General features: G+C 67.1%; 12 protein-coding genes and 2 pseudogenes. 6 read left to right on the plus strand and 8 right to left on the minus strand.

Annotation, left to right across the window (positions count from 1 at the left end; translation table 11 throughout):
* A pseudogene (locus RMO40_RS10415) lies at positions 1 to 275 on the minus strand (nitrate ABC transporter substrate-binding protein); the annotation flags it as partial.
* Positions 276 to 441: 166 nt separating this feature from the next.
* Here RMO40_RS10415 and RMO40_RS10420 point away from each other — a divergent pair.
* The 5 genes from RMO40_RS10420 to RMO40_RS10440 all read left to right on the plus strand — a co-directional run bounded on the left by RMO40_RS10420 (position 442) and on the right by RMO40_RS10440 (position 5,115).
* On the plus strand, positions 442 to 1,956 hold the full coding sequence (locus tag RMO40_RS10420; protein WP_309720240.1) for a hypothetical protein: 1,515 nt from the start codon (positions 442 to 444) through the stop codon (positions 1,954 to 1,956).
* Between the two features lie 149 nt (positions 1,957 to 2,105).
* Positions 2,106 to 2,582, plus strand: coding sequence for a Spy/CpxP family protein refolding chaperone (locus RMO40_RS10425; protein WP_309720242.1), 477 nt, complete (start codon positions 2,106 to 2,108; stop codon positions 2,580 to 2,582).
* The gene (locus RMO40_RS10430) at positions 2,566 to 3,081 is read left to right on the plus strand and encodes a methyltransferase (protein ID WP_309720247.1); all 516 of its coding nucleotides are present in this window, start codon (positions 2,566 to 2,568) and stop codon (positions 3,079 to 3,081) included. The genes RMO40_RS10425 and RMO40_RS10430 overlap by 17 nt, the downstream gene beginning before the upstream one ends.
* A 28-nt stretch (positions 3,082 to 3,109) precedes the next feature.
* Positions 3,110 to 3,799 carry a response regulator gene (locus RMO40_RS10435; RefSeq protein WP_309720250.1) on the plus strand — a complete coding sequence of 230 codons (690 nt, stop codon included), beginning with the start codon at positions 3,110 to 3,112 and terminating at the stop codon, positions 3,797 to 3,799.
* A complete protein-coding gene (locus tag RMO40_RS10440; RefSeq protein WP_309720252.1) occupies positions 3,796 to 5,115 on the plus strand; it encodes an ATP-binding protein in 1,320 nt (439 codons plus the stop codon). The genes RMO40_RS10435 and RMO40_RS10440 overlap by 4 nt, the downstream gene beginning before the upstream one ends.
* Positions 5,116 to 5,444: 329 nt before the next feature.
* Here RMO40_RS10440 and RMO40_RS10445 read toward each other — a convergent pair whose 3' ends face one another.
* The 7 genes from RMO40_RS10445 to RMO40_RS10475 all read right to left on the minus strand — a co-directional run bounded on the left by RMO40_RS10445 (position 5,445) and on the right by RMO40_RS10475 (position 11,312).
* On the minus strand, positions 5,445 to 6,425 hold the full coding sequence (locus RMO40_RS10445) for an alpha/beta hydrolase (protein WP_309720255.1): 981 nt from the start codon (positions 6,423 to 6,425) through the stop codon (positions 5,445 to 5,447).
* A 74-nt stretch (positions 6,426 to 6,499) separates the two neighbouring features.
* Positions 6,500 to 6,823 (minus strand): thioredoxin domain-containing protein, encoded by a 324-nt coding sequence (locus tag RMO40_RS10450; protein WP_309720258.1) that lies wholly within the window; start codon positions 6,821 to 6,823, stop codon positions 6,500 to 6,502.
* A 16-nt stretch (positions 6,824 to 6,839) separates the two neighbouring features.
* Positions 6,840 to 7,487: a response regulator transcription factor gene (locus RMO40_RS10455; protein ID WP_309720261.1), complete on the minus strand. Its 648-nt coding sequence runs from the start codon at positions 7,485 to 7,487 to the stop codon at positions 6,840 to 6,842.
* The gene (locus tag RMO40_RS10460; protein ID WP_309720266.1) at positions 7,484 to 8,689 is read right to left on the minus strand and encodes a PAS domain S-box protein; all 1,206 of its coding nucleotides are present in this window, start codon (positions 8,687 to 8,689) and stop codon (positions 7,484 to 7,486) included. Before RMO40_RS10460 ends, RMO40_RS10455 begins: the two co-directional genes overlap by 4 nt.
* A 57-nt stretch (positions 8,690 to 8,746) precedes the next feature.
* Positions 8,747 to 9,622: an EamA family transporter gene (locus RMO40_RS10465; protein WP_309720280.1), complete on the minus strand. Its 876-nt coding sequence runs from the start codon at positions 9,620 to 9,622 to the stop codon at positions 8,747 to 8,749.
* 14 nt (positions 9,623 to 9,636) lie between these two features.
* Positions 9,637 to 10,737, minus strand: coding sequence for a diguanylate cyclase (locus RMO40_RS10470; RefSeq protein ID WP_309720269.1), 1,101 nt, complete (start codon positions 10,735 to 10,737; stop codon positions 9,637 to 9,639).
* Positions 10,738 to 10,751: 14 nt separating this feature from the next.
* Positions 10,752 to 11,312, minus strand: a complete 561-nt coding sequence (locus RMO40_RS10475; protein ID WP_309720275.1) for an Lrp/AsnC ligand binding domain-containing protein — start codon at positions 11,310 to 11,312, stop codon at positions 10,752 to 10,754.
* Between the two features lie 173 nt (positions 11,313 to 11,485).
* Between RMO40_RS10475 and RMO40_RS10480 the strand changes: the two are divergent.
* A pseudogene (locus RMO40_RS10480) lies at positions 11,486 to 12,999 on the plus strand (indolepyruvate ferredoxin oxidoreductase family protein); the annotation flags it as partial.

Raw genomic sequence — 12,999 nt, forward strand, 5'->3', positions numbered from 1 at the left:
ATCGCACCGCCCTTGCCCACCGCGCGCAAGAAGCGACGGCGCATGGCGTCTTGCGGGAACAGCGCCTTCACCAGGGAGGCTTCGATGAAGTCGTTGGAGTAGGCCTCGAACTCGCTGGTCTCGCTGCGGCGCTTGAGTTCGCTGACAGCGCTGAGCGCGCTGTGGTGTTCATCGGCCGAGGCGTGCTGCCCGCAAGCGCAGCGCATCAACAGCGGGCGCTCGGCGTTGTAGGGGTCGAAACGGTTGCTGTCGGTGGAGCGGTCGGCGTCACGCATGCGGGTTCCCTTCGAATGGATGACGGGATGCTAGGGACGACGGGGGTGCAGCGGAATCGTGGCGGCGGGGGTTGTTTTGTAGGGGTGGAACTACACGTGGCCCATGCAACTGGTACCGCGCAGGCCACGCGTATCCTCCCTTCCGACACCTGGGGAGGAGAGACACATGTTCCGTTTGCTCGCACTGAGCTGCCTGCTGTTGTGGTCATCGCTATCGCCGGGCACGGCCGAAGCCGCATCCGACGAAGCCAGCTTCATGCAAGCCGTGCGCGCCACCAAGATCGGCGCCAGCACCACCGATGCGATGAGCCTCATCGCGCTGCTGAAAGAGATGGGCAAGGCCGAGGAGGCCGCAGCCCTGCAGCGCGAGCTGCTGCACCTGTACCTGGAATCGGTGAACGGCAAACCGAATGACCTGCTGTTGACCATCGGCCAAGCCATCGACAGCGGGGCCAAACGCCGCGACGAGCCCGACGCTGCCGCATGGCAGCGCGTGTATGAAAACATCGCCTTCGAATGGCAGGGCGTCACCACCCAGCTGCCGCCAGGGCTGCAATCGCTGGCAGGCCGAGCGGCCAACGGCGAGCTGGTGCGTGCAGGCCCCGGGTTATGGGCGACGACCGCTCCACGCCCGCGCATGTACCTGACCCTTCGCCTGCGCAACAGCAGCCTGCAGGCGGTGCCCTTTCACGAAGCCTCGCTGGAGCTGCCGGGCGAGCCGGCGCTGCCCCCGCTGCTGTGCCGCATTGACACGCTGGCCGGCACCCCGCAGCGCGTCGAACGGCGTGTCATCCGCGACGGCACCACCAAGGACGTGATTTGCGAAACCGACGGTGACGCCAGCCTGCGCGAGGCATTGCCCGCACGCGTGGCCGAGGCCCGCCTGGGCCTGCTCAAGCCGGTGCTGTGGCCCACCGAGGCCGAGACGGCCAGCGGACGCACACGCCTCGCCACCTGGCTGCTCGATGGCAGGCCGGTGCCGCGCAACTGGTCCGACGCGTGGAAGAAAGCCTTGAACGACCCGCAGAAAAAGTGGATGGCCGGCAGCCGGTCCATGGCCGAGCCCCAGTTGAAGCCCACGCTGCGGCAGAAATGGGCGAAGCGTTCCGACGGTCTCGTCGCAGCGCTGCAGATCACCGGGGCCACGCTGGCGCTGTTCGTTGCCGGCCGCGTGCTGCGGCGCATGGGGTGGCCGCGGGTGGCCGTGGCCTTCGCAGGTGCGGCCGTGGTGCTGGGCATCACGGTGCTTTCATTCATCAGCATCGTGGGGCCCAACCCCACCAGCGGTGACGGTTGGAACCGGCCCATCGTGGGCGGCCTCGCGGTGCTGTTCTACCTGGGGTTCATCGTGATGGGCCTGATGGCGCTGACGGTGTTGCACCGCGTACTCGACGAGGAAGGCATCTCGTGGATCGAAGCGGTGGCCTCGGGCTGGCGGCAGTCGGTGCAATGGCATGGCACGGCGACACGCGGCGAGTTCTGGGGCTTTGCGGTGCATGGCGCCTGGCTGTGGTTCCTCGCGCGCTTGTGCCTGCCACCGTTCGAATGGCTGGTGTTCGCCGCGCTGCTGTTCCCCATGGCCACCTTGATGGTGCGCCGATGGCGCTCTCTGACCACCATCGACATCATTGGCATGACGGCGGTGCTGGCAATGGTGGCGCTGGAACAGGTCGCTGGCTGACCTTGCATTCGCCGGGCGCAAGCTTGCCGAGCAGGTGTGCCCCTCACCCGGTGAAAAGAAACGATACAAACCGATCCCTCCCAGAAAGGACAACAACACGGCGCCCCGCGACCATGCCTTCATGTTCAACCGACCTGAAAGGGCACCCCATGAAAACCTGGATCAAACGCACGCTGATCGGCGTGTTTGGCGCTTCCGTTCTGTTTGGCGGCCTGGCCGCTTGTTCGCACCGCTCGCACGGCCCCTGGGGCGGCAACATGACGGACGCAGACCGCGCAGAGTGGCGCGAAAAGATGGTCGAGCGCGCGGGCCGCAAGCTCGATCTCGACGCGGCACAACAGGCCAAGCTCGGTATGCTGGCCAGTGCGCTCGAAACCCAGCGCAAGGCCATGGTCGCCAAGGGCGGCGAGCCACACGCCGAGCTGAAGTTGATGTTGGCCGGCCCGCAGTTTGACCGCAGCCGCGCGCTGGCGATGGTGGACGCCAAAACCGTGGCGCTGCGCGAAGGCTCGCCCGCGCTCGTGACCGCCGCGGCCGACTTCTACGACAGCCTCAAGCCGGAGCAACAGCAAAAGCTGCGCGGGCTGCTGGAGCACCGTGGTGGCCGCCATGGCTGGCGCGGTTGAGCCTGGCCGTGGCGTGACGGTGGTGGCGGCACGCGCCGTCACGCCGCGCCTGAGCGCGCTGCGCTGGCGGCCGCCCGGCATCGCGCTGGCACTCGCCGCCAGCGCAGGGGCCGGCCACTACGCGCTGTGGGGCAGCGGCGCACCCTGGGGCCACGCGCCGGTGGCGGGCGCGCTGCTCGCCGCCGCCGGCTTGGTGTCGATGGTGTGGGCCTGGGCTTTGTTTCGAGCGGCAGGCACCCCGGTGCGGCCGAGCGAGACGCCGCTGCAACTGATCGAAGAAGGGCCTTACCGGTTCGGCCGCAACCCGATGTACCTTGGCATCACCACGCTGCTGCTGGGCGCGGCGCTGGGGCTGGGGACGCCGCTGTTGGCAGTGAGTGCGCTGCTGTTTGCCACGGTCGTGAACGCGGTTCACATTCCGGATGAAGAAGCGCAGATGGCGCGTCGCTTTGGTGGCTGGTGGCATGACTATGTTGCGAGCACACGGCGGTGGTTGTAGCGCTGTCCTTGTGTCAGCATCCCGCCCCATGCACCGCATCTTGTTGATCGACGACGACGAAGACCTCGCGCCGCCGCTGGCCACCTACCTGCAGCGTTTCGACATGCAGCTCGACCACGCCGCGCTGCCCAGCCAGGGCCTGGCGCGGCTGGCGGCACAGGCCTACGACGCGGTGATTCTGGACGTGATGCTGCCCGAGATGGACGGCTTCGAGGTGTGCCGGCGCATCCGCCACGGCAGCGACATCCCGGTGCTGATGCTCACCGCGCGTGGCGACGTGACCGACCGTGTGGTCGGCCTGGAACTCGGCGCCGACGACAACCTGCCCAAGCCTTTCGAGCCGCGCGAGCTGGCGGCTCGTTTGCAAACGATTCTGCGGCGCTCGCGCAGCAGTGGCGAGATGCACCGCCCACCCAACGGCAAGCTGCTGTTCGATGAGCTCGAGGTCGACCTCTTGCGCCGCGAGGTGCGCCGCCAGGGTGAGCTGCTCGAACTCACGGGCACCGAGTTCGAGCTGCTGGTGATGCTGGCGCGCGAGCCGGGGCGGGTGTTCAGCCGCGACGAGATTCTCAACAAGCTGCGCGGCCGCGATGCCGACCTGTTCACCCGCGCGGTCGACATCCTCATCAGCCGCTTGCGCCGCAAGCTGGAGCCGCTGCCGCTGATCAAGACACTGCGCAACGCGGGCTACACCTTCGCCGGAGTGCCGTTGTCGTGAGAGCGCGTGTGCGGGCTCATCTGCAAGCGCACAAGCGTTGGCACCAGCGCTTCAGGCACTCGCTGCGCTGGCGTCTGGTGGCGCTGTTTCTGTTGCTCGCCATCGGCACGGTGGTGGTGTTCGTGGGCGGCACCCGCATGGCCTTGACGGGCAGCTTCACCCTGTTGGTGAAGCCGCTGCTGTCGGACTACGTGGATCGCCTGGCCACTGAAGTCGGCTCACCGCCGGACGTGACCCGCGCGCAGGCGCTGGTGGCGCGGCTGCCGGTGTCGGTGCGCATCGACGGCCCTTTGGTGCAGTGGGATTCGCACCCGAGCCACCGCCATGAGCGTGGCTGGATGAATGACAAGGGCGACAAAGACGGCCAGGGCGAGATCCGCGGCATGCTCAGCCGCAACACCGCCGACGGCCACCGCATCCAGTTCGGCCTGGGCGACGTGATCTGGCGTGAGCGCCACCCTTGGCGCGGGCTGGTGCCCCTCTTCGGCCTGCTGCTGCTGACGCTGCTGGCCTATGCCACGGTGCGGCGCCTGTTCCGCCCGCTCGACGACATACGCGCCGGTGCGCTGCGCTATGGCGAAGGCCGCTTCGACGCGCCGATCCCCGTGCGCCGCAAAGACGAGCTGGGCGACCTGGCCACGCAGGTGAACGACATGGCCACCGGCCTGCACGGCATGCTGAAGAACCAGCGCGCGCTGCTGCTGGCCATCAGCCACGAGCTGCGCTCTCCGTTGACGCGCGCGCGCTTGAATGCCGAGCTGTCGGCCGAGAGCACCGAGCGGCAAGCGCTGCTGCGCGATCTCACGTTGATGGGCGAGCTGATCACCGACCTGCTGGAAGGCGAGCGCCTGGCCGCCGGCCCCGCCGCGCTCAAGCGCGAGGCCACCGACCTCAACACCCTGCTGCGCGAGGTGGTGGCCACCGGTTTTGCGAGCCAGCCCATCCAGCTCTCGCTGGCCGACGAGCTGCCCGTGCTGCAGCTTGACCGCCCGCGCGCCACGCTGCTGCTGCGCAACCTGATCGACAACGCCTGCCGCCACGGCGCGAGCGCTGGCGAGCCTGTGATGGTGAGCACCTGGGTCGAGGGTGATGCGGTGTGCTTCAGCGTGCGCGACCACGGCGCCGGTGTGCCCGAGGATCAGCTCTCGCGGCTGGCCGAACCCTTCTACCGGCCCGACGTGGCGCGCACCCGCGCCACCGGCGGTGTGGGCCTGGGCCTCTACCTGTGCCGCCTGGTCGCGCAATCGCACGGCGGCTCATTGGTCTTGCGCAACGCGTCGCCGGGGCTCGACGCGACCGTGCGCTGGCCGGTGTGAAGGCCGTGGTTTTTCAGAGAAGCCCCATGAAAGCCGGGCTCTTCAGTGAAATGAACTGCGCGGCCTCAACTACACTCCGCTCCGTTCACAGTGCCAACCGGCCGCACCATTGGGCGGACAGAAGGGAACCCGTACCCCAGCGCTGAGAGAAACCGTCGAGGTTGCAATCACCAAAGAGTGATCGACCCTTTGCCCGGAAGACCGAGCCCGCTGCCAGCAATGGTTGCGGGCTTTTCTTATGGTGCGGGGCCTCTCCACACCACCGTTCGGGCTGAGCCTGTATTCCCGAACGCAGGGAGGGGCCGGGTGGTTTCAGGAATCAGCGAAGCTCAGCTGACCTCGAGCGGCATCGCCAGCAGCGACTTCCAGGTTTCGCCCCAGCGTGTGAGGTGTGCCGCGTCGCCCTCGAAGCTGCGCGCAAAAAACGCGAGCGCCAGATCCTTGGTGGCCGCTTTCACCCGGGGATTCAACGCATGTCCACCCGTGCCCCCACGGTCGGTGAAGATGCTGTGCGAGCCACCTTCGTAGACGACAAGCAGCTTGCGCCGGTCGGCCACCGCGTCGAACACCGCCAGGCGGTCCATGGCGCCTGAGCGGTAGCCGGGAATCTGGATCACGTCTTCTGTCGCGGTCACATGCAGCGTGGGCACGGCCACACGGCCGAGCACCGACCGGAGGTCGTTTTCACCGTAGAAAGGCGGCGCCGAGATCACCACCGCAGCGGTGAAGCGGGGGTCACGGAACTCAAGCCATTGGTCGCCGCGCGTCACCCGGGCGCCCACCGCCAGCAGGCTGGTGTTGGCGCCGTAGGAGTGGCCGGCAGCCACGATGCGGCGTGTGTCGATCGCCGCGCCGAGCTGGTGGGGTGCGAGTTCGGTCACGCGGTCGAGTGCGAAGCGCACGTCCTTCACGCGGGCAATCGCCTCACGCTCTTGCGCCGCCGCCTGCAAGCGGCTCACCACCGCGAACGGGTTGCCGCCCCACAGCGCCGAGTCGCTCCCCACGTGCTGCACATGCAGGCTCGCATACCCGTGGCTGGCCCAATGGCGACCGAGGTAGCTGTAACCACGGCGTGAGCCGCCGATGCCGTGCGAGAACACCACCAGCGGCACCGTGCCGCTCGTCGCGCGAGGCCAGTACAAGCGCGCCGGCACCGGGCGCTCGCGGCCAACGTCGAGCCAATCCAAATCAATCTCGCGGTGGGTGGCTTGAGGCAGGCCTTGTGCCCAGGCGGGCAAGCTGCCCAGCATCAAACCAGCGGCGAGCAAACGCCGGCGCGAGAGGCCGGCGGTGGGGGTGTGATGCGTCATGGCAGCAGCAGGTGATGAAGCGAAGCCTCATCGACCCGCCGCGCGGAGCAAAGGTTCCGTGTCGATGTGGCGGGTCAGGCGGCGGCGATCTGCGTGAGTGCCAGGCCGATGGCCGCGCCGTCGCCGGGCCGCACCAGGCGGGCCACTTCGCGGCCGTCGCGCAGGAAGATCAACGTGGGCCAGAGCTTGACGCCGAACGAGCGGCCGAGTGGTCGGCCGGGGCCGTCTTCGACCTTCAGGTGGCGCACCTGCGAGTGCTCGGCCAGGGCCGCCACCACAATCGGCTCGGCCGCGCGGCAGTAGCCGCACCAGTTGGTGCCGAAATCGAGCACGGCGGCGCCCGCCAGCGCGTCGATGTCGCCGCGGGTGGGTTGTTCAACGGTGTAAGGAGCAGGCATGGCACGCAGTCTAGGTTCAAACCTGCAACAGCTCCTGGCGCACGGCATACAGCGCCAGCTCCACGTCGTTGCGAACGCCGGTTTTTTCAAGAATGCGGGCGCGGTAGGTGCTCACGGTGTTGGGTGAAAGCGAGAGCTGCCCGGCGATCTCGCCCACGCTGCGGCCCTGGCTGAGCAAGCGAAACACCTGGTACTCGCGGTGCGACAGGCGCTCGTGCAGCGGCGCATCTTCGGCTCGGCCCGCCCCGATGGCGCCCGCCAGTTGTTCGGCCACCGCCGGTGTGATGAACAAGCCACCGGCGGCCACCTTGCGGATGGCGCCGATCATCTGCTCGGAGTCGGCGCTCTTGTTGAGGTAGCCCACGGCGCCAAGCTTCATGCTGCGCACGGCGTACTGTTTGTCGGGGTAGGTGCTCAGCATCAGCACCGGCAGCCGGGGGAACTCGCTCTTGAGCTGGCGCAGCACGTCGAGCCCGTCACGGTGCGGCATGGCAATGTCCATCAGCACCACGTGGATGCCACCTTCGCGCACGAGCGTCAGCGCCTCGGGGCCGTTGGCGGCTTCTCCGGCCACCGCGATGTCGGCCGCATCGGCGAGAACCTGTCGGATGCCCTGGCGCACGATGAGGTGATCATCACAAATCAACACGCGGATCGGTTTCATGTGACCTCCGGCAGCGGCATGGTCAGGCACACGACGGTGCCGTGGCCGGGCGTGCTGTCGATGAAAAGTGTTCCGCCGAAATGGCCGGCACGCTCGCGCATGCCCATCACACCGTAGCTGCGCGGGTCGTCGAGCGCGGCACGCTCGGCGCCGACACCGTCGTCGCGCACCTCGAGGTGCAGCACCGGCTGCGGCGGCCCGTCCACATACAGGTGAATGCGCACCGAGCCGGCCCGCGCATGGCGTGCCACGTTGCTCAGCATTTCTTGAAAGATGCGAAACACCGCAATCGCCCAGCGCTCGCCTTGCGGCCCGGCGGGAGGCTCGACACCGGCATGCACATGCACGCGCAGCTCGTGGCGCAGCTCGGTGGTTTCGATGAACTCTTGCGCCTGCCATTCGAGCGCGGCCCACAGGCCCTGGTGGTCGAGGATGCTGGGGCGCAGGTCGGTGATGATGCGGCCGAGGTTGTCGACCGCGCGGTCGATCAAGCGGCCCATGCCCAGGCATTTGGCCTGCAGCGGCGGCTTGTCGTCGATGCGCTTTTCCAGCCAGTTCACATCCATCTTCAACGCCACCAGCAACGAGCCCAGCTCGTCGTGGATCTCGCGCGCGATGCGGGTGCGCTCTTCTTCACGCACGGTCTCGAGGTAAGCCGACAGCTCGCGCAACTGGCCCAGCGCCTGGGTCAGCTCGTGCGTGCGTTCTTCGACCCGTTTTTCCAGCTGCTCGCGCGCCTGCGCCAGCTGGGCCTCGGCGCGCTTGCGCTCGGTGATGTCGACGATGGTGACCACCGCGCCTTGCACCTGGCCGTTCTCAAGAATCGGGTGCGACGAATACTCGGCGCTGAACGAGCTGCCGTCGCCGCGCCACAGCACCTCGCTGTCGATGCGGCACGGCAGGCCGCGCCGAAAGGCGTTGAAGATGGGGCAGTCGCACTCGGGGTAGTGGCGGCCGTCGGCGTGGGTGTGGTGGATCAGCTCGTGCATGTTGCGACCGTGCACCTGCTCGGTGCGGTAGCCCAACATCTCGGCCGCGGCGCGGTTCACAAAGGTGCAATGGCCGGCGAGGTCGATGCCGAAGATGCCTTCGCCGGTGGATTCGAGCAGCAGCTGCAGCCGCTCGCTCCAGGCCGCACTCACCTGCGACGCGCGGGCTGGCGTGGCAGAAGCGCGTGACGGAAGGTTCAGCTCGGACAACATGCACCACCTCAGGGGACCCACACTCCCCAGGGCAGTGCAAACGCCATGCCACCGCGCCTATCTGGAGAACACCGCCTTCAGCCGCGGCCACAGCATGTTGAGCGCCAGGCCGCACAACACCAGCGCCGCCGCACCCAGCTTCCAGCCGGGCAGCGGCTCGGCCAGCATCACGCTGGCCGCCGCCATGCCGAACACCGGCACCAGCAAGGCCATCGGCGTGATGCTCGCCGCCGGGTGGCGCGCCAGCAGCCAGCCCCAGGCGGCGTAACCGAAGAGGGTGTTGCCAAAGGCCTGCCAGGCCACCGCCGCCCAGGTGGCCGCGTCGGCGTTTCGCAAGCCGGCGTCGATGGCAGGCCAGCCTTCGAACATCAAGGACAAGACCACCAAGGGCGGCACAGCGGTGATGCTGGACCAGACCACGTACGACAGCATGTTGACGCTGCCCGCCCGCTTGCTGACCATGTTGGCGCAGGCCCAGCAGAAGGCCGCGCCCAGCACCATCAGCAGGCCGAGCACGGTGGTGTCGCCATCGGTGTGGGCCGCGATCACGCCGATGCCTGCCGCGCCCAGCACCAACGCCAGCCATTGGTAAGGCTGCACCTGTTCGCGCGCCACACGCATGGCCAGCACGATGGTGAAAAACACCTGCGTCTGGATCACCAGCGAGGCGAGGCCAGGCGAGATGTTGCCCTTCATCGCCAGGTACAACACACCGAACTGGCCCACGCCGAGCAACACGCCATAAGCCGCGAGGTTGCGCCACGAGACGGCCGGCCGTGGCAGCAACAGCACCGCCGGAAAGAAGGCCAGCGCAAAACGCAGCGCGGCAAACCAGAGCGGCGGCAGCTGCGCGAGCGCCAGCTTGATGACGACGAAGTTGGTGCCCCACACCGCCACCACCGCCAAGGCCAGCAACAGGTGACGCCAAGGCAGCGCGGGCTGTGCCGTCAACTCAGCACGACCCGGTTCTGGCCGCCGGCCTTGGCATTGAGCAAGGCATGTTCGGCGCGCTGCACGGTGTCGGCCACCGTCTCGCCGGCACGGTGCTCGGTGACGCCGGCACAAAAGCTCATGTGCATGGCGGCGCCTTGCACTTCGACCGGCAGCGCTTTGATGCGCTCGCGCAGACGCTCCAGGCTCACGCGGCCCAATGAAGCACGGGTGTTGGAGAGCATCAGCAAGAACTCCTTGCCGTCCCAGCGGCACAGCAGGTCGGAGATGCGGATGACGTTGAGGGCCTCGTTGGCAAAACGGCGCAGCAGCTGGTCGGCAAATGCGTGGCCGTGTTGGTCGTTGATGTGGCGGAAGTCGTCGATGTCGATCACCGCGATGCAGAACGACTGGCCGGAGCGCACGCCGCGCTGGCGCTCCTGCTCCATCAGCTCGAGCATGTGGCGGCGGTTGATGAGGCCAGTGAGCTCGTCGCGGGTGGCCAGCTCCTGGATGCGCGAGAGCGCCACCGCAATGTCTTTTTTCTGCCGGCGCAGCCGGTCGCGCAAGCGGCTCAGCTGCCCGGCCAGCACCGCGATGGCCGGCACCATGATGGCGATCATGATGAAGTGGCCCCACTCCACCGCCGGCTCATACACCGCCGGGTTGCGGTGGGCCATCACCAGCATGGTGATGCCGAACACCGCCACCGCAAAAAAGCTCGTGCGCAACACCGTGGCCGGCGGCAGCGAGTACATGCTGAACATGAAGATCACCATCAGGATGGGGAAGGCCCCGCCCCGCCCGCGCCCCGCAATGGCGTACCCGATCGCACCGCACAAAATGGCAAACCCCATCTGCGGCACGGTCAGCGAGGGCTCCGCGTAACGCAGGTTGCGCCCGCTGCGGATGGTGATGAAGAAGACCGCAAAGCCGCCTACCAGCACCAGCGTCCACCACGCCGTGGGCACGGCCGGTGCGAGCCCGGCCCACACCAGGTAATGCATGTTGAGCACACTGCCCAGCACCAGCAGCATGGCGGTGCCGCACTGCACCAGGCGCAGCCGCTGTTTGGGCTCGGTGCCGAGCAAGCGGTCGACCAGGCGGGTCATGGGCATCAACAAAGAGCGGGTCAGCGCGAGCGCGATCTCGCGGCTTGCAAGTGCCCAAGCGGCAATGCGGCGACGGCTTTCACCTCACCCAGCGAGAAGCTGGTGTGGATGTCTTTGACGTTCGGCAGGTTGAGCAGGGTCTCGATGGAAAAACGAGAGAACGCATCCAGGTCGGTGGCCATGACTTGCAGCTCGAAAGTGCCGGTGCCTGAAATGTAGTGGCAGGCAATGACTTCGGGCAATTTGCGGATGGCGTCTTCGAGCGCACGTGTGGCGATTCCGGTATTGCGCTCGGCGTCGACCCGCACGAAGGCCAGCACGCCCAGGCCGATCTTGCGGCGGTCGAGCTCGGCGCGGTAACCGGTGATGAAGCCCTGCTCCTCCAACCATTTCACACGCCGCCAGGTCGGTGCGGCCGACAGGCCGATGCGCGCCGCGAGCTCCGAGTTCGACAGGCGTGCGTCTTGTTGCAGCTCGCCCAGGATGAGCACGTCGTAGCGGTCGAGGTCGTCGCCGTGGGGTGGCTCGGCCTCGTCGTGGGTCTTGCTGGTTTTCCCTGGGAACGGCTTTTTGAGCGTCATCTCATCTCCAGGAGACTTTGCAGCGCAAGATTATTGCCGCAAGACCCCTCTCAGCGGCAAACAAAGAAAGGACATGAAGAGGCCAAATCTCTACACTGACCCATCACATTTGCCTCTCTGCGCCAAGCGGTCACGAGCTGCTGCAACGCACTTCACCAGGAGTTTCAGAACACATGAACGCACCGCTGCCGGAAGCCATCCGCAAAGCCCTGGAGAGCGTGACGCTCGACGACAAATATTCGCTGCCCACGGGCCAAGCTTTCATGAGCGGGGTGCAGGCCCTCGTGCGCCTGCCCATGTTGCAGCGCACACGCGATGCGCTGGCGGGGCTGAACACCGGTGGTTTCATCAGCGGCTACCGCGGCTCGCCGCTCGGCGGTTACGACCAGGCGCTGTGGGCGGCCAAGAAACACCTCTCGGCACAAAACATCGTCTTCCAGCCTGGCGTCAACGAAGAGCTGGGCGCCACCGCGGTGTGGGGCACACAGCAGCTCGACCTGTATCCGCAATCAAAGAAGTTCGACGGCGTGTTCGGCATCTGGTACGGCAAGGGCCCGGGAGTCGACCGCTGCTCCGATGTGTTCAAGCACGCCAACATGGCCGGCACCGCCAAACACGGCGGGGTGATCGCGCTGGCCGGCGACGACCACATCGCCAAGAGCTCCACCGCCGCGCACCAGAGCGACCACATCTTCAAGGCGTGCGGGCTGCCGGTGTTCTTCCCGTCCAGCGTGCAAGACATTCTCGACATGGGGCTGCATGCGTTTGCAATGAGCCGCTTCTCGGGCGTGTGGGCGGGCATGAAGACGATCCAGGAGATCGTCGAATCGTCGGCCAGCATCAGCGTGGCACCCGACCGCGTGAACATCGTGTTGCCCGAAGACTTCGTGATGCCCGAAGGTGGCCTGCACATCCGCTGGCCCGACGCGCCGCTGGAGCAGGAGGCGCGGTTGATGGACCACAAGTGGTACGCGGCGCTGGCCTACGTGCGCGCCAACAAGCTGAACCACAACGTGATCAGCGGCCCCAATGACCGCTTCGGCCTGATCGCCTCCGGCAAGGCCTACAACGACACGCGGCAAGCCTTGCAAGACCTGGGCTTGAGCGACGACGACTGCCGCCGCCTGGGCATCCGCCTGCACAAGGTCAACGTGGTGTGGCCGCTCGAAGCCACCATCACGCGCGAGTTTGCACAAGGGTTGCAAGAGATTTTGGTGGTGGAAGAAAAGCGCCAGGTCATCGAATACCAGCTGAAAGAAGAGCTCTACAACTGGCGCCCCGACGTGCGGCCCAACGTGCTCGGCAAGTTCGACGAGACCGACGGCGACCAGAGCGGCGGCGAGTGGTCGCAGCCCAACCCGGGCGGCAACTGGCTGCTGCGCGCGCAGGCCGACCTCACGCCCGCGATCATCGCCAAGGCCATCGGCAAACGGCTGAAGAAGCTGGGCGTGGACACCGACACTGCTTCACGCATCGACGCCCGCCTCGCGCTGATCGACGCCAAAGACCGCGCGCTGCAAACCATGAGCATCGAGAGCGGCGACCGCCTGCCCTTCTTCTGCAGCGGCTGCCCGCACAACACCAGCACCAAAGTGCCCGAAGGCTCGCGTGCGGTGGCCGGCATCGGCTGCCACTACATGGTGGTGTGGATGGATCGGTCGACCTCCACCTTCACCCAGATGGGCGG

It is taken from the genome of Rhizobacter sp. (genome assembly GCF_031412075.1).
In the GTDB taxonomy this organism is placed as follows: domain Bacteria; phylum Pseudomonadota; class Gammaproteobacteria; order Burkholderiales; family Burkholderiaceae_C; genus Rhizobacter.